Here is a 23,515-nt window from a genome sequence, read left to right on the forward strand (position 1 = left end):
CCCTAGCGCTCAACCAGCGTCATTCTGCGGTTGTAGATGTTCATCAGCACCGAGGTGGTGATACTGATGACGAGATAGACCCCCATGGTCATGGCGATGACCTCAATGGCCTGCCCTGTCTGGTTGAGAGTCGTCCCCATGAACACCGAGACCAGATCCGGGTAGCCGATGGCGGTCGCCAGGGAGGAGTTCTTGGTGAGGTTCAGATACTGGCTGGTCAAGGGAGGAATGATGACCCGCATGGCCTGGGGAATGATCACCAGGCGCAGCGTCTTGGTGGGCGAGAGCCCGAGGGCGGAAGCCGCCTCAGTCTGCCCCTTGCTGATGGCCAGGATGCCGGATCGCACTATCTCGGCGATGAAGGCCGCCGTATAGATGGTGAGCGCCAGCAAGAGGGCCGCGAGCTCCGGCAGCACCGTCAGCCCCCCCCGGAAGTTGAACCCCTGCAGCGCGGGCACGCTCCAGCTGAGCGGGCTTCCCGCCAGCAGGAAGGTGATCCCCGGGAGCAGCATGACCAGGGCGGCCACACAGCGCCAGAACGGGAAGATCCTGCCGGTCAGGGCCTGACGGCGGCGAGCCCAGCGGCCCAGCCCCCAGCTCAGCAGCACCGCCAGTACCAGTGCCCAGAGCACGTAGCCGAATCCCTCTTCGAACAGGGGCTTGGGCAGATAGAAGCCCCGCACGTTGAGGAAGGCGAGCCCGCCTATATCCACGCTCTGACGCGGGGAAGGCAGGGTACGCAGCACCGAGAAGTACCAGAAGAAGATCTGCAGCAGCAGCGGGATGTTGCGAAACGTCTCTATGTAGACGGCCGCTATCTTGGCCACCAGCCAGTTGCGCGACAGGCGCGCGACCCCGAGTGCGAACCCGAGCAGGGTGGCAAACAGGATGCCGAGCACGGAGACCAGCAGGGTGTTGAGCAGGCCCACCACGAAGGTGCGACCGAAGGTATAGGTCTCGTCGTAGGGGATGAGGCTCTGCAAGATGCCGAAACCGGCCGTGTTGCCCAGAAAATCAAAGCCTGTGGTGATGCCACGGGTGGCCAGATTGGTCAGGGCATTGTTGACGATGTAGAACAGAAACCCGATAACCGCCGCGATGGCCAGGCACTGGAAGAGCAGCGCCCGCACCTTGGCGTCATACCACCAGCGGCCCTGTTCTTTCCTATGGTTTGATGCGTGTAACGCCATGAGGATGACTCCGACAAAGCCAGGGAAAACATGGGGGGCCAGGCCCCCCGGTGACTGTCGACTCAGCGGATGGGTGGCGCGTACATCAGACCGCCCTTGTTCCAGAGGGCATTGATGCCGCGATCAATCTTGAGGGGGGAGCCGGCACCGACGTTGCGATCGAAGGATTCACCGTAGTTGCCGACCTGTTTGACGATGTTGTAGGCCCATTTGTCATCCAGCCCCAGCACAGTCCCTTTGGGCTCTTCCAGCCCCAGCAGGCGACGGATGTCAGGGTTGGTGGACTTGAGCATCTCGTCCACGTTGGCAGAGGTGACCCCGGCCTCCTCGGCATTGAGCATGGCGTTGAGGCTCCAGCGCACCACCTTGAACCACTGATCGTCACCCTGACGCACGGCTGGGCCCAGCGGCTCCTTGGAGATGACCTCCGGCAGCACCACGGCTTCCTCTGGCTTGGTGAGCTTGATCTTGAGGGCATAGAGCTGGGACTGATCCGAGGTCAGCACGTCACAGCGGCCGGCTTCGAAGCCCTTGACGGTCTGATCCGAGGTATCGAACACCACTGGGGTGTACTTCATGCCGCCATTGGCGCGGAAATAGTCGGCCAGGTTGAGCTCGGTGGTGGTACCGGACTGGATGCAGACGGCGGCACCGTCAAGCTCCTTGGCGCTCTTGACCCCGAGGGACTGCTTGACCAGGAACCCCTGCCCGTCGTAGTAGTTCACCCCGGCGAACGTGAGGCCCAGCGACCCATCCCGGGTCAGGGTCCAGGTGGTGTTGCGCGAGAGCAGGTCCACCTCCCCGGACTGCAGGGCGGTAAAGCGCTCCTTGGCGGTGAGGGAGACATACTTGACCTTGCTGGCATCCCCCAGTACCGCGGCGGCCACGGCGCGGCACACGTCCACGTCGAGCCCGGTCCAGGTTCCCTTGGCATCCGGGTTGGAGAACCCGGGCAGGCCGTCACCGACCCCGCACTGCACGAATCCCTTCTTCTTGACGGCATCCAGCGTACCGTCCGCCCACGCATTGGCTGCCATCAGCGACAGCGCCATCACCATACCTGCCTTGTGTATCTGCTTCATGTCACTCTTCCCTGTGGTTTGATTCGAACAGGCATCAAAATCTAGCGAGATGCCATCGTTTCCCTGCTTTTTGGCAGCTTATCCAGCCGCAGAAAAACCTGTCAATCGGTGCAATCCGGCCCAACCATGGTGCAACAGAACAAAATATCTAAACGGGGGAATATGCACTCTCAGAATCAAAAGTAGACCCTTATTTGCCAAATAGCCTGCTGCTTAAAACCCTTCTTGGCATGAGGATTATTTTTCGAAAATAAATCGGCTGCACCGCATTGGGGCAGCCATTTCTGCTGACAACTGACTCATCAGATTCGGTTTTATGCCAAAAGCACCAGAGTGAGGCAGCATGATCCCATATGGAAAAATGGCGAAAACAGGCAGGGAAAAGCAAATAAACAGGAGCTAAAAGGCAGGGAAATGGCGACCTCATCTCCCGCAGGCTGGGCTTCAGAAAACCAGGAGGTCATCCTCCCCGTGGACCATCCGCAATGTCGGTGATGACGCCGTTTTCGACGGTGACAAACTGCATGAATTCCCGCTTGCCGAAGTTGTAGGTCCAGCGTTCGGCATACTTGACCGTCACTCTCGCCCCGAAGCCGTTCTCCTCGAAGCGGGTGAGATCTTCCTTGAGCATCGGCTGGCCGCAGCGAACCAGCAGCTCTGCCGTGGTGTCTCCCTCGGTCAGCAAGGCGTTCTTGCAACGCAGGGTACCTGCCTGCACAGGCAAGGCCGCCACCAGCAACAACCACAGAACAGGTTTCATTTTGCACTCCATTTGAACAGCATGGTTCCCAGCGAGATGCACACCAGGGCGAACACCATGACCTGGCCCAGAGGGCCTGCCACCTCCTGCCATCCCGCCCCTTCCAGCATCACGGAGCGGGCTGCTTCGATGATCTGGCTGAGGGGCAGCCTGGCCGCAAGCTGCTGCAGCCAGGCGGGCGCGCCTTCCAGCGAGAACCAGACACCGGATAAAAACATCATGGGCAAGCTGATGAGATTGAGCAAACCACTCGCCAGCTCCTCGTTCTGCAGGCGAGCCGCGATGAGCAGGCCAAGGGAGGCCATGGCCGTTCCTCCCGCCAGGGCGATCACCAGCAGCAGCCACCCCGACCCGATGAGGGGCACATCCAGCAGCCAGTAGGCCGCGCAGAAGACCAGCAGGCTCACCACCAGGGTGATCAGCACCCGTGACAGCAACTGGGCGAAAAGAAACTCCAGCGCGCCGAGCGGCGTGGCTCGCAGCCGTTTCAGCACCCCGTTCTTGCGATAACGCACGATGACAAACCCGACACCGAACAGGCCGGAGAACATCAGGTTCATGCCGATCACCCCGGGCAGCAGCCAGTCGCCGTAGCGGATGGCGCGCCCGCTCAGGGTATCTCTTTGCAAGGGCACCTGCACCGCCTGGCGCAGCAGATACTCGGCCATGGCCCCCTGAGGAGCGTCCGGATTTACCCAGTAACGCCCCCCGGCGGGTGAGAGCAGCAGGTCCAGCTGATGGTGACGGACCTTGAGCTGGCCTCTCGACGCCTCGTCATAGGGGATGATCTTGAGCAGCGGCACGGCGCGCAGCGGGGTATAGGCCGCAGGCAGCTCCCCCACCACCCCGATCTGCACCAGCGGTTTGGGCGGGCCGGAGAAGATGAGGGAGAAGCCGATGACCAGCAGGAGCGGGAAAAGCAGGTTCCACACCAGGGCCGCGCGATCGCGTACGAACTCGAGGGTACGGGCATAGAAGAGCGCCCCGATGCGCTTGAGAGACCCCTTCATCGTCCACTCCCGGGATTACATGTCGGCACGGCGCACCGCAGCCCGGAGGCTACGGTCAGACAGAACTCGGTCATCCCTCTCATGCGCCGCTCCGCAGGCTGTGGCCGGTCAGGTTCAGGAAGAGATCCTCCAGATTGGGGGAGCGCACCTGCATGCCGGTGAGGGGCACACCAAGATCCAGCAAGGCTGGCAGCAGTGTCGCCACGTCGGGACAACAGAGCTCCACCTGATCGCCGACCGGACGCAGGGGATAGCCGAGCCCAGCCAGGGCCGGGTGCCCCCCAAGACGCACCAGTACGCCGTCGAAGTGTTGAGCCAGCAGGGCAGCAGGCGTATCCAGACTGAGCAGGTGGCCGTGATCGACGATGGCAATCAGATCGCACAGCTGCTGCGCTTCATCCATGTAGTGGGTGGTGAGCACCACCGTCTTGCCCTGGGCCTTGATCGCCTCTATTCGCTGCCAGAAGTGGTGGCGCGCCTGGGGATCCAGTCCTGTAGTGGGCTCATCCAGAAACAGCAGTTCGGGATCCCCGAGCAGGGCCAGAGCCAGCAGCAGGCGCTGACGCTGGCCCCCCGAGAGCTTGCGACTGTCCCTGTCGATGAACTCGCCCAAGGCGCACAGATCGATGAGCAGCTCCCGTGGCAAGGGATTGGGGTAGAGGCTGGCGAACAGGCGCAGGGTATCGCGCACCGTCAGGAAATCCTGCAGCGCCGTGTGCTGGAACTGGATGCCGATGCGGGAGCGATAATCCGGGCCGCGCGGGGCGCCGTGAAACAGGATCTGGCCGCTGTCCGGGGTGAGGATCCCCTCCAGCAGCTCGATGGTCGTGGTCTTGCCCGCCCCGTTCGGGCCGAGCAGGCCAAAACAGCTGCCGGCGGGAATGGCAAAGCTGAGCCCGTCCACCGCCTTGACGCCGGGGAAGTGCTTGACGAGATCGACGACCTCGATGATGGCTGCCATGGCGTGTCTCCCTCACATGGCCGGAATGGACGACGCTCTGACTATATCCAAATCCCCGCCGAAGACACATGGCCCGTTTGGGCGGCCCAAAAACAAACGGCGACCCCAGGGTCGCCGTTTGCATCACGCCAGCCGGATCACAGGATGTCCAGCAGCTCCACTTCGAATACCAGAGCGGAGTACGGCGGGATGGAGCCGGCGCCACGGGCACCGTAGGCCAGATCCTGCGGAATGTAGAGCTTCCACTTGGAGCCAACCGGCATCATCTGCAGCGCTTCCACCCAACCGGCGATCACGCCGGTCACCGGGAACTCGGCCGGTTGGCCGCGCGCAACTGAGCTGTCGAACACGCCACCGTGGGTGAAGGTACCGTGGTAGTGCACGCGCACGGACTGACCGGCAACCGGCACGGCGCCATTGCCTTCGACCATGACTTCATATTGCAGACCGGAGTCGGTGGTCTTCACTTCGGCGCGCTTGGCGTTGTCGGCCAGGAAGGCTTCGCCTTCGGCAGCAGCGGCCTTGGCGGCAGCTTCCTGCTCTTCCTGCATGCGGGCGGTGATGACCTGGAAGGCATCGTTGATATCGTCACGGCTGACCGCGAACTCCAGACCGTTCAGGGCATCTGCCAGACCTTGTTGCAGGGCCGGGATATCCAGACCGGCGAAGGCTTGCTGAGCCAGTTGGTCGCCCATGTTGCGGCCGATGCCGTAGCTGGCCTTCTGTTCGATAGAGTCGTATTGGGACATTGAGAGGTTGCTCCGGGTCCTGATGGTAAAAGAGACGGGATGATAACAGACTTTTTTGCACCGTGCTGCCAAGACGCCCCTCAATTGCCCGCCGGTGGGAGACGCCTCACATCGGCCCCCTCATCCCCGCCCCCTCTCCCGCAAGGGGAGAAGGGAGGAAAAAAACAGCACAATCCCCCCTGCTCACATTCAAGCCGTATCAGGCCTTGTCCAGCAGTGCCCTCACCGCTGCGACCTTGGCGCCGTCGGTGATGTTGACCCGGCCATCGTCAGAGGTACCCATGTTGACGTCACAGAGAGCGGCACCATGGCGCCGCACGGCCTGTATCAGGCCCTGTCCAGCAGTGCCCGCACCGCTGCGACTTTGGCGCCGTCGGTGATGTTGACCCGGCCATCGTCCGAGGTACCCATGTTGACGTCACAGAGAGCGGCACCATGGCGCCGCACGGTCAGTATCAGGCCCTGTCCAACAGAGCCCGCACCGCCGCGACCTTGGCGCCGTCTGTGATGTTGACCCGACCATCGTCAGAGGTGCCCATGTTCACACCATGGGGCACCATGCCGCCGCGCCAGCCCATGCCGGACATGTGCACTTCATTGACCCCGGTGAATTCGATGATGGTGTGCACGTTGTCGGCGTTGACCCCGGCCCCCGGCATCAGGCTGGCCCGTCCCGCCAGCGCCTGGTGCATGGCTTGCAAGGTTTCGAGCCCCGCCAGCGCGGTCGGCGCATGGCCGGAGCTCAGAATGCGCTCGCAACCCGCCGCGACGATCGTCTCGAGATCCAGCCGCCAGTCGGAGGAGAGATCGATGGCCCGGTGGAAGGTGACGCCGAGCGGCCCCGCCGCCTCGACCAGTTGCCGGAGCTTGCCTTCGGGTACCCGTCCATCTTCATCCAGCAGACCGACCACCACCCCTTGCAGGCCGGCGGCACGGGCGGCGGCGATATCCTGCAGCATGATGTCGAACTCCCCCTCGCCAAAACAGAAATCCCCTGCACGTGGCCGGATCATGGCGTAGACGGGGATGGTGGCGTGGCGCGCCACCTGCTGCATGAAGCCATAGGAGGGGGTGAGACCGCCCAGCCCCAGCGCAGAGCAGAGTTCGATGCGATCGGCGCCGGCCGCCTGGGCGGTGAACAGGGATTCGAGGTTGTCGATACAGATTTCAAGACGGGTCATGATGACTCCTTGTTCGGGGAGATCAGACCCTCTGTCCGATCTCACAGATTGAGCAGGGCTGCACCGCGCACACCGCCGGCACCACCGAAGCGGGCCTCGCGGATCGCCGGCAGGGCGACACCGGGCAGCAGGTGGCCGGGCAGACGTTTGGGCAACTCCTCATAGAGGGCTGGCAGGGCGCTCAGGCCGCCCCCCAGCACCACCACATCGGGATCAATCACCGAGATGGCGGTGGCGAGGCCGGCGGCGATGATCTCGAGCCAGCAGTCGATGGTCGAGAGGGCCGCCGCCTCACGGGCATCGGCACGGGCGACGATCTGGTGGCCGCTCACCCGTTCCCCATGAACATGGTGGTATAGCCGCTCCAGGCCCGTGCCCGACGCATAAGTTTCGAAACAGACCAGGCGCCCGCAGCCACAGCGAGGACGGGGCAAATCCGGGTATTTCATCAGGATGGTGGCGGGCAGCGGGTAGTGACCTATCTCCCCCGCCAGCCAGTTGCGCCCCTGGATGAGCTTGTCCGCCAGATAGACGGCGCCGCCGATGCCGGTGCCTATGGTGACGCCGAGGGCGCTGCCAGCACCGTCTGCGGCCCCCTGATGCACTTCCGACCAGAGGAAACAGTTGGCGTCATTGTCGACCTTGACCGGTCGGCCCAGCAGCTCGGCCAGATCCGCCCCCAGATGGCGGCCATGGATGGCGGGCAGGTTGGCCGCCACTATGCTCCCGTCGAGGCGATTGAGGATCCCCGGAAACCCGATGCCGACGGCCCCTTTCACCCCGAAGCGCGCATCCGCCGCCTCGACCCGCTCGCGGATCAGCTGCTGCAACCCTTCGTAATCATTGCCGGGAGTGCTCATGCGCTCCTCGTGACAGAGATTCAAGGCGCCGTCATACACAGCGAACGCTATCTTGGTGCCGCCAATGTCAAATCCGTAGTACATGCCACACTCCCTTGTGGTGGACCCGGCCACCTCAGTCTGTCCAGATGGGGCACATTGTATTAATTCGCAAAAAAAATAAAGTGACCGAGGGCGAAAAACGGGAGCCAGCTCAAAGCAAACGGAACATTTGTCGCTGTTGGCAAGGTTGTCCGAGGCTCATCAGGGTGCGCTCCTGACCGTCGAACATGAAGCCGCGGCGCAGGTAGAATCCCTCGCCGATGTGATTGCCATCCAGCAGCCAGAGCCTGACGCACTCGCAACCGGCCCGGCGCATCTGCACCGCCACCGCCTGCCACAGCCGTTTGCCATGACCCTGACGCCAGTGATCGGGATGAAGGTAGAGCGCCCGGATCCGCGCCGTCATCAAGCCTTCCTCCAAAGAGGGCTGCCAGTAGAGCAGGCCGATGACCACGTCGTCCTGGCAGACCAGCATGGGAACGGGGCCGGGCTCGGCGAGGCGGTGTCGCCAGATCTGCAGGTGGTCGGTCACCGCCAGCTGGGTCAGCATGTCGGCCCCCAGCACCTCCCCGTAGGCTGCCAGCCAGCTCGCCCGCTGCATCACCGTCATGGCGGCGGCATCGGCGGGACGCGCCAGGCGCAGGCTTACGCCTTGCACTGGGGTACCAGCCCTGATGCTTTCGCCTGCTGGTACAGGGGCTGCACTTCGGCCTGCTGGGCCTGCAGGTTGGCGATCCGGCTCTGGTCGCTGGGGTGGGTGGAGAGCAGCTGGGGCGGTGCCTTGCCACCGGAGGCGGCGCTCATGTTCTGCCACAGGGTGACGGCTTCGGCAGGGTTGAACCCGGCGCGGGCCATCAGCTCGAGACCGAGCCGGTCCGCCTCGCTCTCCTGGGTTCTGCCATAAGGCAGGGCTATCCCCACCTGGACCCCGAGGCCCAGAGCGGCCATGGTGGCAGCGCCCCCGAGGCTGTCGCTGCTGCCGATGGCGGCGTCCGCCACCGCCAGCCCGATACCGGTCAGCTGATCCCGGGAGAGGCGCTCGTTGGAGTGCTGGGCCAGCACGTGGGTCAGCTCGTGACCGATGACGGTGGCGAGCTGGTCCTGATTCTTGGCGACTTTCAGCAGGCCGCTGTACACGCCTATCTTGCCGCCGGGCAGGGCGAAGGCGTTGATCTCCTTGGAGTCGAACACCACCACCTCCCAGCTGGTGATGCCATAGCTGGCAGGCACCTGGGCGGTCACCGCCTTGGCCACGCAGCCCACATAGGCATTCATCCTGGCATCCGTGCTCACCTTCTCCTGCTGCTTCATCTGGGTGAAGGAGTCGGCCCCCAGCTGGTTCATCTGCTGGGGGGAGAAGAGCAGCATCTGGTTGCGACCGGTCGGCGACTGGGCGCAGCCGGCCAGCAGGGCGCTGCACAAGGCCGTCAGGGCCAGTCTGGAGAGGGAAGATGCGCGCATGAGAGGGTCCTTTGCCGTGAAGTTGCCCTATTCTCGGAAATGCCGCCGCCCGGCGCAAGCCGGGCGCTGCGCCCTGCGACCAAAAAGATCCTGAAGCGCACCAATGAAAACGAGCCCGCATGGGGCTCGTTTTTCTGCAAGGGCATGTTCTGTTACATGATGCCCAGCTTCTTCAGGTCGGCCTGAACCACCTTGGCCGGGACCGGCACATAGCCGTCCTTGGCAACGATGGTCTGGCCCGCCTTGGAGAGCATCATCTTCACAAACTCCTGCTCCATCGGGGAGAGCGGCTTGTTCGGATGCTTGTTCACGTAGACGTACAGGAAGCGCGACAGCGGGTACTTGCCGGTGATGGCGTTGTCGGAGCTCGCCTCGATGAAGGTCTTGCCATCCTTGGAGAGCGGAACGGCGCGCACCCCGGAGGTGACGTAGCCGATACCGGAGTAGCCGATGCCGTTCAGGGAGGAGGAGACGGACTGTACCACGGAGGCGGAGCCCGGCTGCTCGTTCACGCCGCTCTTGAAGTCACCGTTGCACAGGGCGTGTTCCTTGAAGTAACCGTAGGTACCGGACACGGAGTTGCGACCGAACAGTTGCAGATCCTTGCCGGACCAGCTGCCGTCCAGACCCAGATCAGACCACTTGGTGGCCGCCTTGGCTTCGCCGCACTTGAGGGTGCTGGAGAAGATGGCGTCGATCTGCGACATGGTCAGCCCCTTGATGGGGTTGTCCTTGTTGACGAACACGGCCAGGGCATCGACGGCGACGCGGATGGCGGTCGGCTTGTAGCCGTAGCGCTTCTCGAATGCCTCCTCTTCACCGGCCTTCATGGCGCGGCTCATGGGGCCAAACTGGGCGACGCCCTCGGTCAGGGCAGTCGGTGCGGTGGAAGAACCGGCGGCCTGGATCTGCACGTTGACGTTGGGATACATGCGCTTAAATTCTTCGGCCCACAGGGTCATCATGTTGGCCAGGGTGTCCGAGCCGACAGAGGACAGGTTGCCCGAGATGCCGCTGGTCGGTGTGTATTCCGGCAGGTCTTTATCCACACCGGCAGCCAGAGCGCTGACAGAAAACAGGGTTGCTGCGGTGAATCCGATGACACCAGCCAGTTTGTTGAGTTTCATCCAATCTCTCCAAGTCCAAGGTTGCAGAAGGCAATCGTCAGGTTGACGTCTAAACGTGGTTGACACCCGATCGCAATGATCCGTGGGCCAGCACCACTCCTTCTCCAGTGTTACAGAAGGTCCGTTCTTTAAGACGGCGCCAGTATCTGGCCTGGCAGTGACAAATTTATGGAATTTATATGACACTTTGATGACATGGGCCGAGAGTGGCCCGGATGAAATAAGGGCTGCGATGCAGCCCTTCTATCGTTGCTAACACATTGACACAAAATATTATTTCACCAGCACCATACGGGCGGGAATGAGAAAGCTGAAGCGGCTGCCCGCACCGACCCGGCTCTCGATATCGAGATGGGCATCGTGATGACTCAGGGCATGCTTGACGATGGCAAGGCCGAGCCCGGACCCTCCGGTGTGGCGCGAGCGGGCCTTGTCGACCCGATAGAACCGCTCGGTGAGCCGCGCCAGATGCTCGGGAGGGATCCCCTCCCCCTCATCCTGCACCGCAAACAGCGCCATGCTCCCCTGCTTGCGCCACTCCACAGTGATCTTGCGCCCCGCCGGGGTGTAGTGGATGGCGTTGTAGACCAGGTTGGAGACGGCGCTGCGCAGTTGATCCTGATCCCCGCGCACCAGCAGATTGGGCTGAACCATGAAGACGATCTCGTGGGCCCGCTCGCCGGAGAGCGCCCGCGCTTCCTGCTCCAGCAGCCCCAACATGGCGGGCATGTCCACCAGATGGGAGAGATCCACGGTGGGCGCCGCCTCGATGCGCGACAGGGTGAGCAGCTGGTTGACCAGATTGTCCATGCGGATCGTCTGCTCCATCATCACCTTGTGCGCCTTGGCCCACATGGCGGGGGGCGGCGGCTCCTCGGTCATCTCCAGATAGCCCTTGAGCACGGTGAGGGGGGTGCGCAGCTCGTGAGAGACGTTGGAGACGAAGTGCTTGCGCGTCTTCTCCAGGCTGCGCAGCCGGGTGACGTCCCGCACCACCAGCATGGCCTGGTCCTCCGCATAGGGCATGATGCGAAATTCGAGGAACTTCTCCTCGTTGATGGGGGAGTGCATCTCGAACGGCTCGTCATACTGCCCCTTGCCCAGATAGGCGACGAAGGCGGGGTGACGGATCAGGTTGCCGATGTGCTGGCCGGCATCCTCGGGCCAGCGAAAGCCGAGCAGTTGCTCCGCCAGCCGGTTGCACCAGAGGATGCTGCCGTCGGTGCGAAACACCACGGCCGCATCGGGCAGCGCCTCCGCCCCTTCCCGAAAACGGCGGATGAGGCCCGCCAGCTCCCGGCGCCGGGCCCGGTGACGCTGTTGCAACTTGTAGATGCCGTTGAAGATGTGCTCCCAACTGCCGCTGCCGTGGGGCGGCACCAGGCTGCGATCGTGCCACAGCCAGTCCGACAGCCGCTTCTGGAAGCGGTAGTGCCAGACCAGGTGCACCACAGTGGCCACCAGCAGGCAAAGAACGAGATGATCGATTAACCAACCTACCAAGACGAAGGGGCTGTAGAAGAACGCCATTCGCCACAACTGTCGCCGCCAGGCGTAAGGTTGCAACATTAAGATCTCCTAGAGACAGCAAAGAGCCGGGTCCAATGCCCGCCGGCAGGAGCTGGCGGCACTGGCCCTGACCTAGAGACGGGTCGAGAAGCGGTAGCCGGCCCCGCGCACCGTCTGGATCAATCTGTCGTGCCCCGTCTCTTCGATGGCCTTGCGCAGGCGGCGAATGTGCACGTCCACCGTCCTGTCCTCGACATACACGTTGGTACCCCAGACGTTGTTGAGCAACTGCTCGCGGCTGTAGACCCGCTCGGGGTGGGTCATGAAGAAGTGCAGCAGCTTGAATTCGGTCGGCCCCATGTCGAGGGCCTTCTCCTCGGCACTGACCCGGTGGGAAACGGGATCCAGCTTGAGCCCCTGCACCTCGATCACCTCGTCCACCGAGGTGGGAGAGACGCGGCGCATCACGGCGTGCAGGCGGGCGGTGAGCTCCTTGGGGGAGAAGGGCTTGGTGATGTAGTCGTCGGCACCGGCCTCGAGCCCGCGCACCTTGTCCTCTTCCTCGCCCCGGGCGGTCAGCATCACCACCGGGATCTGGCGAGTCATCTCATCCTGCTTGAGCTGCTTGAGAAACTGGATACCGCTGCCGCCTGGCATCATCCAGTCCAGCACGATGAGTTCGGGGTAGGGTTCGCGCACCTTTGCCAGTCCATCGGCGTAATCTTCTGCTTCTACTGTTTCATATCCCTTCTGCTCAAGCACGAAGCAGAGCATTTCGCGGATCGGTGCCTCGTCCTCGACCACCAGAATTCGCTTAGCCATATCCCTTCTCTCTCCTCTGTGAAGATGGGTGCGCCAATTATTAGAACTTTCTGTGACACTTTTATGACTTTATGACGGGCGGGATGATAAACGTTTTCAGATTCAGTTGGCAGCAGCGAGTTGCAGCAGGTCCCAGCGATTGCCACTGATGTCCTCGAACACCACCACGGTGCCGTAGGGTTCGAGGCGCGGCTGTTCACAAAAATGAACACCATAGGCCTGCATCCGCTCGTAATCGCCCCAGAAGTCGTCGGTCTCGAGGAACAGGAAGACCCGACCGCCCCCCTGGCGACCGATGGCGGCGCGCTGCTCCTCGTTGGCCGCGCGCGCCAGCAGCAGGGCGGAACCGGGAGCACCCTTGGGAGCGACCCGCACCCAGCGTTTGCCCGGTTTGCCCGGCTCGTCGAGGGGGGTGTCTTCCAATAGCTCGAAGCCCATTCCCCGGGTGAAGAAGGTGATGGCCTCGTCGTAATCCGCCACCAGCAGCGTCAGGGCGCCAATGTGTTGTGCCATGGCATCTCTCCTCGGATGGATGATGGGGCGCATGATAGCCCCGCCCGGCCATGGGCTCCAGCGCCGGTTCAGTCGGGCGCCACCTCCACCCGGTTGCGACCATTCTGCTTGGCCTGATAGAGCGCCTCGTCGGCCCGCTTGAGCGCCTGCTCCAGGCTATCCTTGCGCCGCTCGGCCACCCCGAAGGAGGCGGTGATCCCGAGCCCCAGCGGCCAGTGCCTGTACCCCTCCAGCGCCCCTCTCAGCCGCTCCGCCAGGGCGGCGGCCCGTCCCTCGTCGTAATGGAGACAGACCAGCACGAACTCCTCCCCGCCCCAGCGCACCAGTCGGCACAGGCTGTCGCAATGGCGCAGCAGCTCGCTCACCATGTGCTTGAGCACCTCGTCCCCCACCGGGTGGCCGTGACCGTCGTTGACCCCCTTGAAGTGATCGATGTCGATATAGATGAAAGAGAGCGGCATCTCGCCGAGCTCCCCGAGCAGCTTTTCGCCGCCGAGCCGGTTGAGGGCCCCGGTCAGGGGATCGTAGCGGGCCTCCTCCTCGGTGCGCCGGTTCTGCTCGCACAGGCTCGCACTCAGGGCTTCAGCCGCGAGGCGCGCCTCCCTGGCCTTGCGCAGCCGATCGCCAAACATCAGATTCTGGACCAGGAAGAGCAGCACGCCGTAGACAAGCCACCCCAGCAGCAGGTAGCGATAGAAGTCCCCCGGCTTGCACCAGCGGCCATAGAACTCCAGCCGCTCGAGCCGCAACCGGTACTCCCCCGGCAACATCTTGTCATCGGAGGCGATCTCGATGGCGTAGACATGGTGCAGATCCGGCCCCTGCTGGACCAGCGGAATGTCGTACTGCTGCACCCACCAGGAGCTGGGGGCAAAGACATTCAGGGGGACATCCTGCTCACGACCAAAATCCCTGGCGGTGAAGAGCACTTCGTTGAACTTGTGGGAACTCTCGTCTTCCCGCGTCGAGTAGACGGGATCGTAGTTGCGCAGATAAAGGCGCCAGGCCTGTACCCCCTGCCCTTCTACATCCAGCCTCACCCGCACCCCGGTGAAGCCGGAAAGATCCAGCCCCTGCTCGGGGTCGGTCAGGGTCAGAACCAGCTCGCAGAAAGGATAGGCATATTGGCTTCGCAGGGTGCACTGGATGGCGGGTCTGTCGCCCCCCTGACTCAGGGTGGCGACGGAGGAGCCCTTGTGGGCCCTGTCATCCTGGGCACGCACGGACAAACCGGCCTGGCTCAGGATGTCGAACCGCCGCTCGGGTCCGAATTCGAATAACACCATGGCCAGCAGGCTCGCCGCCAGCAGGCACCAGAACAACAGCGTCGTCATGCGGGAATAGGAAGGGATCATCGACATCACACCTGAAAAAGGGCTTTTACCCTACACCTTGAAGCGCCGGACCGCGCTGATCCAGATCCAAGGTTATTACACGCGCCGCACCGGGCGCAGACGGGTGCCGACTAACCAGCACGGGCCCCATGGGGCGCAAGCGGCATCGGCCAGCTGGCGGGAGAGAGGCGGGGAGCCTCGTCGGTCGTAAGATGGATCATTGCGCACTCCCTGCGATGGAAACATAACGAAAAAACGTCCTTGCCACCGCAGTCTACACAAGCGCTGGATGGCGCGACACCCTTCACCCCTCCTCCCGCAGCGCCCGATAGAGGGTGGTGCGACTGATGCCGAGGCGGCGCGCCGCCTCGCTCACGTTGCCGCCGCACTCTGCCAGGGTCTGCTGCACCCGCTGCCGGCTCTGCTCGCGCAGGGTATTCCCTCCCAAAGGTGAGCTCGCTCCCCCCACCACGGCGGGCAGATGCAGATGGGCAGGTTCAATCCAGCCCTGCCCCTCTGCCAGTACACAGGCCACCTCCAGCGCCTGTTTGAGCTGGCGCACGTTGCCGGGCAGAGGGTGGGCCAGCAACCGCTGCTCCGCCTCCCGGCTCAGTTGCAGTGCCGGGTCCATCTGGGCGAGCAGGTTCAGGATCAGCCCCTGACGCTCGGGCACCGACCAGGCCCGCAGGGGTGCCAGTTGCTGGCGCCAGCCGCAGATGCGGTAGTAGAGATCTTCGCGAAAGGTGCCGGCCGCCACCATGGCCGCCAGATCCCGATGACTGGCGCTGACCAGCCAGAAATCCACCGCCTCGGGTCTGTGGCTGCCCACCGGGGTGACGACGCGCTCCTGCAACACCCGCAGTAGCCGGGTCTGGGCCTGGAGCGGCAGCTCGCCAATTTCATCCAGCATCAGGATGCCGCCGTGGGCGGCGCGCAGATAGCCCTGGCTGCCCTGGCTGCGGGCACCGCTGAAGGCCCCCCCCACGTAGCCGAACAGCTCGGCCTCCACCAGCTCCGCCGGCAGGGCGCCGCAGTTGACGCACACCAGAGGCCGCTCCCGACGGCTCGAACTGGCGTGCAGGGTACGCACCAGGTGCTCCTTGCCGCTGCCGGTCTCCCCCTCGATGAGCAATGAGATGCCCCGCTCCAGCATCTTGAGCGGCACCTGCTGCGCCTGCGATCCCCCCTCCTCAACCGCGCTCGGCAGGGGAAGCCTGGCGGCGCGCTCCCCCGCCTCCGGCACCAGCCGCAGGCCGCGGCGCTCGCGTAGCAACTGCTGACCGTCGAAGGGGTGCTGGCCGAGCCAGAGCCGACCGGCCCGGTTGGCCCCGAGCAGCTCGCCCCCCTCCCCCAGCAGCAGGCGGGCAGACCAGAGACTCTGGGGATCGAGATCCACCAGCCAGCCCGGCTGGCGGGCCAGCAGGGCGTTTTCCAGGGTCATGGCCAGGAGACGCACGGTGCCCAGCATGTCGCCGCCGTGGTGGGCCGCATCGGTGGAGATGTCGAGCACGCCGAGCAGTTGCCCGTCCGGCCCGAGCAGGGGGCAGGCGCTGCAACTGAGAAAGCTGTGCTGGGCGAAGAAGTGCTGCGCCCCCAGCACCTGCACCTCGCTCTGCTCGGCCAGCGCGGTGCCGATGGCGTTGGTGCCCTTGCTCGCCTCCCCCCAGCGGGCGCCGCTGCGCAAAAAAATGCGCTCGGCATGACGGGCAAACCGGTCGTCTCCGCTCACCGCAAGAATGGCCCCCTCGCCGTCACACAGCAGCAGACGACAGGGTCTCCCTGCCAGCAACTGGCCAAAGAGCGGCAGCACGAAGCGCTGGAAGCAGGCGATGAGCGTCCTGTGCTGCTCCTGGCGAGCCGACAGCTCCCCCTGGGGCAGCAAATCCAGCTCGGCGCTCTGCTGGCGGCTCAGCCCCTGATGCAGGCAGCGCTCCCAGGAGCGCTGGATTGGGCTGGCACCGGATTGAGGCAACTCGCTCATCACACCTCCTTCTACACACTCGCGAATAGGGCCGCCTTGGGGAAGCGCCTTCATCACGTCTCCTGTTCACAAACGGCACAGTGTCACACCCGATGTTCAGAAACGGCACAGTTCGGGGGCCGCCCTGGGGGGCACTGGTTAACCAAGATACCCCTTGGCACCCCGTTTGATAACGTTTTTGCAACCTTTTTGTGTAGAGCGCCGCCCGCTGGCACGCCCCTTGCGATGACAGGAAGCAACCGGACTGCCCGCCAGGCCGGTCAGGACCACACACACATAAGGATGATGAGATGATTTATACCGCTCCCGGTCAGGCAGGTGCCCTGGTCAGCTTCAAATCCCGTTATGACAACTTCATCGGTGGCGACTGGGTGGCGCCGCGCGCCGGCCGCTATTTCGAGAACATCTCGCCGGTGGATGGCCGGGTGTTCTGCGAGGTGGCCCGCTCCGACGCCGCCGACATCGAGCTCGCCCTGGACGCGGCCCACAAGGCGTTCGCCAGCTGGAGCAAGACCAGCGTCACCGAGCGCAGCAACCTGCTGCTGCGCATCGCCGATCGCATCGAACAGAACATTGAGCGGCTTGCCGTCGCCGAGACCTGGGAGAACGGCAAGGCGGTGCGCGAGACCCTGGCCGCCGACCTGCCCCTGGTGGTGGATCACTTCCGCTACTTCGCCGGCTGCATCCGCGCCCAGGAGGGCTCCGCCGCCGAGCTGGACCAGAACACCGTCAGCTACCACTTCAAGGAGCCCATCGGCGTGGTCGGCCAGATCATCCCGTGGAACTTCCCCCTGCTGATGGCCGCCTGGAAGCTGGCCCCGGTACTGGCGGCCGGCTGCTGCAGCGTGCTCAAGCCCGCCGAGCAGACCCCGGTCACCATCATGCTGATGATGGATCTCATCAAGGACATCCTGCCCCCTGGCGTAGTCAACGTGGTCAACGGCTTCGGCGCCGAGGCGGGCCAGGCGCTCGCCACCAGCAACCGGATCCAGAAGCTCGCCTTCACCGGTTCAACTGAGGTGGGCGCCCATATCCTGCGCTGCGCCGCCGACAAGCTGATCCCCTCCACCGTGGAGCTCGGTGGCAAGTCCCCCAACATCTACTTCGCCGACGTGATGCAGCATGAGAGCAGCTACATCGACAAGGCGGTGGAAGGGATGCTGATGACCTTCTTCAATCAGGGGGAGGTGTGTACCTGCCCCTCCCGCGCCCTGGTGCAGGCGAGCATCTATGACGACTTCATGGACCGGGTGCTGGCCCGCGCCCGCACCATAGTGCAGGGCAACCCCCTCGACACCACGACCCAGGTGGGGGCCCAGGCGTCCCGCGAGCAGTTCGACAAGATCCTGAGCTACATGGAGATCGGCCGCGGCGAAGGGGCCAAGATGCTGCTGGGCGGCGGCCCGGCCAAGGTGAGCGGACTGGAGGGGGGCTTCTACATCCAGCCCACCATCTTCTCGGGCCAGAACAAGATGCGGGTGTTCCAGGAGGAGATCTTCGGGCCGGCGCTCGGGGTCACCACCTTCAAGGACGAGGCGGATGCCCTGGCCATTGCCAACGACACCCAGTACGGGCTGGGGGCGGGCCTGTGGACCCGGGACAGCAACCTGGCCTGGCGCATGGGGCGCGGCATCCAGGCCGGCCGGGTCTGGGTCAACTGCTACCACGCCTACCCGGCCCACGCGGCCTTCGGCGGCTACAAGAAGTCGGGGATCGGTCGCGAGACCCACAAGATGATGCTGGACCACTACCAGAACACCAAGAACCTGCTGGTGAGCCACGACATCAACCCCCTCGGCTTCTTCTAAGCCCATCCCATGATCCACAAGGGCGCCTGCGGGCGCCCTTTTTCATGCGGTTCAGGCCACGGGTTGGCCCAGTTGCTGGCGATAGCGCTGGGGGGCGCAGCCCTGTTCCCGCTGGAACATGGCGATGAAAGCCGAGGTGGAGGCGTAACCGAGGCGCCAGGCGATCTCCTGCACCGGCATCTCGCCCCGCAGCCAGTCCAGCGCCTTCACCAGCCGCAGCCGGGTGCGCCACTGGCCGAGGCTCATGCCAAGCTCCTTCTGGCAGCGCCGCGCCAGGGTGCGCTCCGTGGTGTGCAGCGCCCTGGCCCACTCCACCAGCGTGCGGTTGTCCTCCGGCGCCGCCTGCAATGCCGCCAGCAAGGGGGCCAGCAGGCGATCCCGGCTCTGGGGCAGGTAGCTCGGCTGGCAACGGGTGCGGGCCAGTTTCTCGATGAAGAGCTCACCCTGACGGGCATCCCACTCATCCTCCATGTGCCCGACCCGGCGCTGGGTGAAATCCTCCAGCAGGGCCCGCAGCAAGGGGGTGAGGGCCAGCAGCTGGGGTTCCCGTGGCAAGCGCGGGGCCAGGGCGTGGCTCACGTAGATGGAGGTGTAATCCAGGGTCTGCTCGTTGAAGGCGGTGTGGGGCAGGTCCGCCGGCACCCAGATGAGGTAGTCCGGAGGCGCCACCAGCCGCTCTCCCCCCACCTCCACCACCATGACCCCCAGGCTGATGAGGCTGAGCTGACCCCAGGGGTGGGCGTGCTCGGCGCAGGCGTTGCCCCCCTGGATCTGGCTGTAGCGAAAGTAGAGGGGGTTGGGGTCGGCCAGCAGGCGATCCTGCTCGGCCAGGGTGAGGGTGCCCATGCAGATTGTCCCAAAGCGGTTATGACATGTCTTATTTACGCTACTTACCTCGTTCAAGACAAGGCTAGACTCTCCCCATCGTACCAAGGAGTGCCTATGCCTTTTCTCTTCCCCCTGCTCGCCATCCTGATCTGGGCCGCCAATACCGTGGTCTCCAAGGCCGCCGCCGGCGTGCTGGATCCCGCTGCCATCTCCTTCTATCGCTGGGTGATCGCCGCCCTCGCGCTCTCCCTCTTCTGCCTGCCGCAGCTCTGGCGCCGCCGGCGCGATCTCCGCCCCTGGCTCGGCAAGCTGCTGGTGCTCTCCCTGCTCGGCATGGTGCTCTACCAGTGCCTCGCCTACTACGCCGCCCACAGCACCTCGGCCACCAACATGGGGGTCATCGGCTCCCTGCTGCCCCTGCTCACCCTGCTCATCGGGGCCTGCTGCTTTGGCCAGAAGCCGGGCAAGCAGGCGCTGCTCGGCATGAGCCTCTCCCTGTTCGGGGTGCTCTGGCTGCTGGGTCAGGGCAATCCCCTGGCACTGCTGCACAGCGGCATCAACCCCGGCGACGGCATGATGCTGCTGGGGGCGGCCAGCTATGCCCTCTATGGCCTGCTGATCCGCCGCTGGCAACTGCCCTTCGGCCCCTGGCTCAACCTCTACCTGCAGATCCTGCTGGCGGTGCTGCTGCTCATCCCGGTGGCCCTCTCTGCCGACTCCCTGGCCATTCCCGCCCAGGGCTGGAGCATGGTACTGTTCGCCGGCCTCGCCTCCTCCATCTTCGCCGCCTACTGCTGGATGCGCGGCCTCGCCACCCTGGGGGCGGAGCGCACTTCGGTCTTCATGAACCTGATGCCCCTGTGCACGGCCCTCATCGCCGTCATCACCCTGGGGGAGCCCATCCACGGCTATCACCTGCTGGGGGGCGGCCTCATCCTGACCGGGGTCATGCTCTCCCAGCTCAAGCCGAGGGTACGCCGTCCTCTGCCGGAAGGTGCTTGAGCCGCCCAGCACCATGAAAGAAGGGAGCCTCGGCTCCCTTCTTGCTGCCCTCGTCAGGGCACACCTGACCTTTTCGCACTGGTGGCGTCTCCACCTAATCCCTGCCCCCCGCCCCTTGTCATGGGCGGCGAAGGCGCTGCGGGCCGCACGGATGCCATTCATGCAGGCGGGCACTCCGGCATAGACGGCGACCTGGAGCAGGATCTCGATGATGGTCTCCCGGCTGACCCCCACATTGAGGGCGGCCCGGATATGGAACTCGAGCTGTCCGGGCGCCGTGCCCATTCCCATCAGGGTCGCCACCGTGAGCATCTCGCGGGTGCAGAGATCGATGCCGGGACGGGCGAGCACATCGGCAAAGGCAAACCCCAGCACCAGCTCGGCAAGCTCCGGTGACAGGGCATCCAGGCTGGCGGCGACCCGCGTGGGCGCCTGGGGATCGAGCCGGGCCAGCAGCGCGAACGCCCGTTCACGACGATCCGTGTGCGAGCCGCTCATGCGTTCACCCCCTTCATCCCCTCGGCGGTATAGCGCTCCCCCGCCACCGGCAGGGTCCGGATGGCCTGTCCCAGGGCCCCGAGTTCCGCTGGGGAGAGGCGCACCAAGAGGGCGCCGAGGTTATCCGCCAGGTGGGTCAGGCGCCGGGTGCCGGGGATGGGCACTATCCCCTCCCATTGCGCCAGCAGCCAGGCCAGGGCTATCTGCGCCGCCGAGCATCCCTTCTGCTGCGCCAGGGCCATGACCGCCTGCACCAGGGTGCGGTTGGTGGCGAGGTTCTCCCCCTGAAAGCGCGGCAGACCGGCCCGAAAATCCCCTTCCTCGAACACCGCCTCCTGCTGGTAACGCCCGGTCAGAAACCCGCGCCCCAGGGGGGAGTAGGCCACCAGACCAATCCCCAGCTCCCGGCAGGCGGGCAGCACCGCCGCCTCCACCTCCCGCGTCCAGAGGGAGTATTCGGTCTGCACCGCCGCCACCGGGTGCACGGCATGGGCGCGCCTCAGGGTGGCCTCGCTCACCTCGCACAGACCGATGCGGGCTATCTTGCCCTCCTGTACCAGCTGCGCCAGCCCGGCCATGGTCTCCTCGACGGGATGGGCCGGATCGAGGCGGTGCACATAGTAGAGATCGATCTGCTCGATGCCGAGGCGGCGCAGGGAGCCCTCGCAGCTCTGGCGCGCATAGCGGGCACTGTTGTCGAGGGTACGCCTGTACTCCCCGTGCTGGCGCACGATGCCAAACTTGGTGGCGACCTTCACCTGCCCCCGCCGGGTCGCGAGAAAACGCCCGATCAGCGCCTCGTTGTGGTGGGGGCCGTACATGTCGGCGGTGTCGAGCAGGTCGATGCCCCGCTCCACCGCCTCCGCCAGCACCCGCAAGGACGTCTCATCGTCCCGCGGCCCGTAGAATTCGCTCATCCCCATGCAGCCCAGCCCCAGGGCAGAGACCTGCAGGTTGGCTCCCAGTGTTCGTCGTTGCATCGCATTTTCTCCCTGACAAGTTGCAGGGGAGTATGGCCTTCCGAAAATGAATGAGATATAGAGATAACTGGCAACCTATCTTCCGATTATGGAAAAACCATGCACGATCCCCTGCTCTGGGACGACGCCCGCGTCTTCCTGGCCATCGCCCGCAGCGGCACCCTGAGCGGTGCCGCCCACGCCCTTCGCATGGGGGTGGCCACCGTCTCCCGGCGCCTGGACAGGCTGGAGGCGGCCCTCGGCCTGCCCCTGTTCAGCCGCCACCAGCAGGGCTATCGCCTGACCGACGACGGTGAGGCCCTGCTGGAGCGGGCCGAGGCGCTGGAACATGCGGGGCTGGCCTTTGGCGAGGCGGGACAGCAGCAGGGGCAGGTGGCCGGCACAGTGCGCCTCGCCACCGCCGAGAACCTGGCCAATCCCCTTATCATCCCCTCCCTGCCGACGCTCTTTGCCCAGCATCCCGAGCTGAGGGTGGAGCTGGTCACCGGGGTGCAGACGGTGAACCTGCACCGGCGCGATGCCGATCTCGCGGTGCGCATGGTCAAGCCCGATGCCGGCAACCTCACCCTGCGGCGCCTGGGCACCCTGGGCTTTGGCCTCTACGGGACCGGCGCCTACCTGGATGCCCGCAGCCCCGGGGTGGATGCCGCCAGCTTCGATCAGGATGACTTCATCGGCTGGAACGAAACCCAGAGCCACCTGCCCGCCGCCAGATGGATGACCCGCATGCTGCGCGGCCGCCCCTGTCGGGTGGAGACCGGCACCCTGGCGGCCCAGCTCGCCGCCGCCAAAGCCGGCCTCGGGCTCGCGGTGCTGCCCCACTACCTGGCCCGCCAGACGGATCTGGTCTGCCTGCTGCCGGAGCTCGGGGTGGATCAGCCCATCTGGCTGGTGCTCCACAGCGATCTCGCCCACTCCCGGCGGGTGCGGGCCGTGGCGGATCACCTCATCGCCCTGTTCGAGCGCGCCCGCACCGCCCTGCACCCCTTCTCGGGCGACCCCAGATAGAGGGGCCGGGTCGCATCGGGGCGAAACAAAAGGGAGCTAAAAGGCTCCCTTTTATCTGCGCGGCCTGCGCAGCATGGTGTGCGCGGCCTCTTCGGCGTTGTGCCTGCGGCGGGGTCACGACTCCCGGCGCCAGTGGTAGCGCCGCTCCGGGCGGCCACGCTGGCCGTAGTTGAGCTCCACGTCCAGCCGATCTTCTGACTCCAGAAACTCCAGGTAACGGCGGGCCGTAGTGCGACTCAGGGAGAGGCGCAGGGCCACGGTGTCGGTGGAGAAGGTGTTGTCCGGCTCCCCCGCCAGCAGGTCCAGCACCTGGCGCAGGGTGATGGCGTCGATCCCCTTGGGGGTTTCCCGCGCCTCCCGCCCCTGGTTGCGCGCCTTGCCCATCAGGCGGTCCAGATCGCTCTGGGCCAACTCCCCCGGCTCGCACAGGCGGCGATGCAGGACCAGGATCTCCTCCAGGCTCTGCTGGATGCGAAACAACCGCAGCGGCTTGATGACGTAGTCCTGCACGCCCAGGTTGAGGGCCTGCTGTATGGTCTCCACGTCGCAGGAGGCGGTCACCATCATCACCATCACCTCCCGGTTATGGCTGCGCAGCCGGCTCACCCACTCCAGGCCCGAGCCATCTGGCAGGGAGATGTCGACCATCAGCAAGCGGGGCTCGCTCCCCGCCATCAGGCGATTCGCCTCGGCCAGGGTGCCGGCCCGCCCCATCAGGGAGAACCCGGCCGTGGAGGAGACCAGCTCCCCCAACATGGCGCCTATCCGCTCGTCATCCTCGATAATCAGCGTGAAGATTGGCTTCATGA

At 64.7% G+C, this 23,515-nt stretch carries 22 protein-coding genes and 3 pseudogenes; 3 read left to right on the top strand and 22 right to left on the bottom strand.

Features of this window, described 5'->3' with window-relative positions:
* Positions 1 to 2 precede the first annotated feature (2 nt).
* The 18 genes and pseudogenes from OKC41_RS06900 to OKC41_RS06985 form a co-directional block, all read right to left on the bottom strand.
* Entirely contained in the window at positions 3 to 1,190 is a 1,188-nt protein-coding gene (locus tag OKC41_RS06900) for an amino acid ABC transporter permease (RefSeq protein WP_048208147.1), read from the bottom strand.
* 62 nt (positions 1,191 to 1,252) lie between these two features.
* A complete protein-coding gene (locus OKC41_RS06905; RefSeq protein ID WP_010673482.1) occupies positions 1,253 to 2,272 on the bottom strand; it encodes an amino acid ABC transporter substrate-binding protein in 1,020 nt (339 codons plus the stop codon).
* 460 nt (positions 2,273 to 2,732) lie between these two features.
* A complete protein-coding gene (locus OKC41_RS06910; RefSeq protein WP_029313965.1) occupies positions 2,733 to 3,044 on the bottom strand; it encodes a DUF2845 domain-containing protein in 312 nt (103 codons plus the stop codon).
* Positions 3,029 to 4,042, bottom strand: coding sequence for an ABC transporter permease (locus OKC41_RS06915; RefSeq protein ID WP_201894443.1), 1,014 nt, complete (start codon positions 4,040 to 4,042; stop codon positions 3,029 to 3,031). Before OKC41_RS06915 ends, OKC41_RS06910 begins: the two co-directional genes overlap by 16 nt.
* Before the next feature lie 79 nt (positions 4,043 to 4,121).
* The gene (locus OKC41_RS06920; RefSeq protein ID WP_042015023.1) at positions 4,122 to 5,003 is read right to left on the bottom strand and encodes an ABC transporter ATP-binding protein; all 882 of its coding nucleotides are present in this window, start codon (positions 5,001 to 5,003) and stop codon (positions 4,122 to 4,124) included.
* Between the two features lie 137 nt (positions 5,004 to 5,140).
* Positions 5,141 to 5,752: an FKBP-type peptidyl-prolyl cis-trans isomerase gene (locus tag OKC41_RS06925; protein ID WP_010673478.1), complete on the bottom strand. Its 612-nt coding sequence runs from the start codon at positions 5,750 to 5,752 to the stop codon at positions 5,141 to 5,143.
* Positions 5,753 to 5,951: 199 nt separating this feature from the next.
* Positions 5,952 to 6,041, bottom strand: a pseudogene (locus OKC41_RS06930) (copper homeostasis protein CutC); the annotation flags it as partial.
* 38 nt (positions 6,042 to 6,079) lie between these two features.
* Positions 6,080 to 6,169: pseudogene (locus OKC41_RS06935) on the bottom strand (copper homeostasis protein CutC); the annotation flags it as partial.
* Positions 6,170 to 6,207: 38 nt separating this feature from the next.
* Positions 6,208 to 6,933, bottom strand: a complete 726-nt coding sequence (locus OKC41_RS06940) for a copper homeostasis protein CutC (protein WP_201894444.1) — start codon at positions 6,931 to 6,933, stop codon at positions 6,208 to 6,210.
* Positions 6,934 to 6,974: 41 nt separating this feature from the next.
* Entirely contained in the window at positions 6,975 to 7,877 is a 903-nt protein-coding gene (locus tag OKC41_RS06945; RefSeq protein WP_201894445.1) for an ROK family protein, read from the bottom strand.
* A gap of 109 nt (positions 7,878 to 7,986) precedes the next feature.
* Positions 7,987 to 8,493, bottom strand: a complete 507-nt coding sequence (locus OKC41_RS06950) for a GNAT family N-acetyltransferase (RefSeq protein WP_201894446.1) — start codon at positions 8,491 to 8,493, stop codon at positions 7,987 to 7,989.
* Positions 8,481 to 9,296: a M48 family metallopeptidase gene (locus OKC41_RS06955; RefSeq protein ID WP_010673474.1), complete on the bottom strand. Its 816-nt coding sequence runs from the start codon at positions 9,294 to 9,296 to the stop codon at positions 8,481 to 8,483. Before OKC41_RS06955 ends, OKC41_RS06950 begins: the two co-directional genes overlap by 13 nt.
* A 152-nt stretch (positions 9,297 to 9,448) precedes the next feature.
* The gene (locus tag OKC41_RS06960; RefSeq protein WP_039039286.1) at positions 9,449 to 10,423 is read right to left on the bottom strand and encodes a PstS family phosphate ABC transporter substrate-binding protein; all 975 of its coding nucleotides are present in this window, start codon (positions 10,421 to 10,423) and stop codon (positions 9,449 to 9,451) included.
* 273 nt (positions 10,424 to 10,696) lie between these two features.
* Positions 10,697 to 11,992, bottom strand: coding sequence for a phosphate regulon sensor histidine kinase PhoR (phoR, locus tag OKC41_RS06965; RefSeq protein WP_010673472.1), 1,296 nt, complete (start codon positions 11,990 to 11,992; stop codon positions 10,697 to 10,699).
* A 72-nt stretch (positions 11,993 to 12,064) separates the two neighbouring features.
* The gene (gene phoB / locus OKC41_RS06970; protein WP_010673471.1) at positions 12,065 to 12,754 is read right to left on the bottom strand and encodes a phosphate regulon transcriptional regulator PhoB; all 690 of its coding nucleotides are present in this window, start codon (positions 12,752 to 12,754) and stop codon (positions 12,065 to 12,067) included.
* A gap of 102 nt (positions 12,755 to 12,856) precedes the next feature.
* Positions 12,857 to 13,267, bottom strand: a complete 411-nt coding sequence (locus OKC41_RS06975) for a VOC family protein (RefSeq protein ID WP_049636300.1) — start codon at positions 13,265 to 13,267, stop codon at positions 12,857 to 12,859.
* 68 nt (positions 13,268 to 13,335) lie between these two features.
* Complete coding sequence (locus OKC41_RS06980) at positions 13,336 to 14,622, bottom strand: diguanylate cyclase (protein ID WP_201894447.1); 1,287 nt, start codon at positions 14,620 to 14,622, stop codon at positions 13,336 to 13,338.
* Between the two features lie 283 nt (positions 14,623 to 14,905).
* Complete coding sequence (locus OKC41_RS06985) at positions 14,906 to 16,582, bottom strand: sigma-54-dependent Fis family transcriptional regulator (RefSeq protein WP_201894448.1); 1,677 nt, start codon at positions 16,580 to 16,582, stop codon at positions 14,906 to 14,908.
* A gap of 290 nt (positions 16,583 to 16,872) precedes the next feature.
* Here OKC41_RS06985 and OKC41_RS06990 point away from each other — a divergent pair, with 290 nt between their 5' ends.
* Complete coding sequence (locus tag OKC41_RS06990; protein WP_039039283.1) at positions 16,873 to 18,390, top strand: aldehyde dehydrogenase family protein; 1,518 nt, start codon at positions 16,873 to 16,875, stop codon at positions 18,388 to 18,390.
* 51 nt (positions 18,391 to 18,441) lie between these two features.
* Here the strand turns inward: OKC41_RS06990 and OKC41_RS06995 are convergent, their stop codons facing one another.
* Positions 18,442 to 19,236: a helix-turn-helix transcriptional regulator gene (locus OKC41_RS06995; protein WP_010673466.1), complete on the bottom strand. Its 795-nt coding sequence runs from the start codon at positions 19,234 to 19,236 to the stop codon at positions 18,442 to 18,444.
* Positions 19,237 to 19,332: 96 nt separating this feature from the next.
* On the opposite strand from OKC41_RS06995, the gene OKC41_RS07000 reads away from it, so the two are divergent.
* Positions 19,333 to 20,220 (top strand): DMT family transporter, encoded by an 888-nt coding sequence (locus tag OKC41_RS07000; protein WP_201894555.1) that lies wholly within the window; start codon positions 19,333 to 19,335, stop codon positions 20,218 to 20,220.
* A gap of 198 nt (positions 20,221 to 20,418) precedes the next feature.
* Here the strand turns inward: OKC41_RS07000 and OKC41_RS07005 are convergent.
* Positions 20,419 to 20,718 (bottom strand): annotated as a pseudogene (locus tag OKC41_RS07005) (carboxymuconolactone decarboxylase family protein); the annotation flags it as partial.
* Positions 20,715 to 21,698 (bottom strand): aldo/keto reductase, encoded by a 984-nt coding sequence (locus OKC41_RS07010; RefSeq protein ID WP_201894449.1) that lies wholly within the window; start codon positions 21,696 to 21,698, stop codon positions 20,715 to 20,717. The pseudogene OKC41_RS07005 and the gene OKC41_RS07010, both read right to left, overlap by 4 nt.
* Positions 21,699 to 21,797: 99 nt before the next feature.
* On the opposite strand from OKC41_RS07010, the gene OKC41_RS07015 reads away from it, so the two are divergent.
* The gene (locus OKC41_RS07015) at positions 21,798 to 22,706 is read left to right on the top strand and encodes a LysR family transcriptional regulator (protein ID WP_201894450.1); all 909 of its coding nucleotides are present in this window, start codon (positions 21,798 to 21,800) and stop codon (positions 22,704 to 22,706) included.
* Between the two features lie 114 nt (positions 22,707 to 22,820).
* Here the strand turns inward: OKC41_RS07015 and OKC41_RS07020 are convergent, their stop codons facing one another.
* Entirely contained in the window at positions 22,821 to 23,513 is a 693-nt protein-coding gene (locus OKC41_RS07020; RefSeq protein ID WP_201894451.1) for a response regulator, read from the bottom strand.
* Positions 23,514 to 23,515 lie beyond the last annotated feature (2 nt).

The organism is Aeromonas sp. QDB17, from assembly GCF_027705305.1.
In the GTDB taxonomy this organism is placed as follows: Bacteria; Pseudomonadota; Gammaproteobacteria; order Enterobacterales; family Aeromonadaceae; genus Aeromonas; species Aeromonas caviae.

Coding starts and splice junctions, on each gene's coding strand:
- OKC41_RS06900 (WP_048208147.1), bottom strand. CDS start 1,190: ATGGCGTTACACGCATCAAACCATAGGAAAGAACAGGGCCGCTGGTGG.
- OKC41_RS06905 (WP_010673482.1), bottom strand. CDS start 2,272: ATGAAGCAGATACACAAGGCAGGTATGGTGATGGCGCTGTCGCTGATG.
- OKC41_RS06910 (WP_029313965.1), bottom strand. CDS start 3,044: ATGGAGTGCAAAATGAAACCTGTTCTGTGGTTGTTGCTGGTGGCGGCC.
- OKC41_RS06915 (WP_201894443.1), bottom strand. CDS start 4,042: ATGAAGGGGTCTCTCAAGCGCATCGGGGCGCTCTTCTATGCCCGTACC.
- OKC41_RS06920 (WP_042015023.1), bottom strand. CDS start 5,003: ATGGCAGCCATCATCGAGGTCGTCGATCTCGTCAAGCACTTCCCCGGC.
- OKC41_RS06925 (WP_010673478.1), bottom strand. CDS start 5,752: ATGTCCCAATACGACTCTATCGAACAGAAGGCCAGCTACGGCATCGGC.
- OKC41_RS06940 (WP_201894444.1), bottom strand. CDS start 6,933: ATGACCCGTCTTGAAATCTGTATCGACAACCTCGAATCCCTGTTCACC.
- OKC41_RS06945 (WP_201894445.1), bottom strand. CDS start 7,877: ATGTACTACGGATTTGACATTGGCGGCACCAAGATAGCGTTCGCTGTG.
- OKC41_RS06955 (WP_010673474.1), bottom strand. CDS start 9,296: ATGCGCGCATCTTCCCTCTCCAGACTGGCCCTGACGGCCTTGTGCAGC.
- OKC41_RS06960 (WP_039039286.1), bottom strand. CDS start 10,423: ATGAAACTCAACAAACTGGCTGGTGTCATCGGATTCACCGCAGCAACC.
- phoR (WP_010673472.1), bottom strand. CDS start 11,992: ATGTTGCAACCTTACGCCTGGCGGCGACAGTTGTGGCGAATGGCGTTC.
- phoB (WP_010673471.1), bottom strand. CDS start 12,754: ATGGCTAAGCGAATTCTGGTGGTCGAGGACGAGGCACCGATCCGCGAA.
- OKC41_RS06975 (WP_049636300.1), bottom strand. CDS start 13,267: ATGGCACAACACATTGGCGCCCTGACGCTGCTGGTGGCGGATTACGAC.
- OKC41_RS06980 (WP_201894447.1), bottom strand. CDS start 14,622: ATGATCCCTTCCTATTCCCGCATGACGACGCTGTTGTTCTGGTGCCTG.
- OKC41_RS06985 (WP_201894448.1), bottom strand. CDS start 16,582: ATGAGCGAGTTGCCTCAATCCGGTGCCAGCCCAATCCAGCGCTCCTGG.
- OKC41_RS06990 (WP_039039283.1), top strand. CDS start 16,873: ATGATTTATACCGCTCCCGGTCAGGCAGGTGCCCTGGTCAGCTTCAAA.
- OKC41_RS06995 (WP_010673466.1), bottom strand. CDS start 19,236: ATGGGCACCCTCACCCTGGCCGAGCAGGATCGCCTGCTGGCCGACCCC.
- OKC41_RS07000 (WP_201894555.1), top strand. CDS start 19,333: ATGCCTTTTCTCTTCCCCCTGCTCGCCATCCTGATCTGGGCCGCCAAT.
- OKC41_RS07010 (WP_201894449.1), bottom strand. CDS start 21,698: ATGCAACGACGAACACTGGGAGCCAACCTGCAGGTCTCTGCCCTGGGG.
- OKC41_RS07015 (WP_201894450.1), top strand. CDS start 21,798: ATGCACGATCCCCTGCTCTGGGACGACGCCCGCGTCTTCCTGGCCATC.
- OKC41_RS07020 (WP_201894451.1), bottom strand. CDS start 23,513: ATGAAGCCAATCTTCACGCTGATTATCGAGGATGACGAGCGGATAGGC.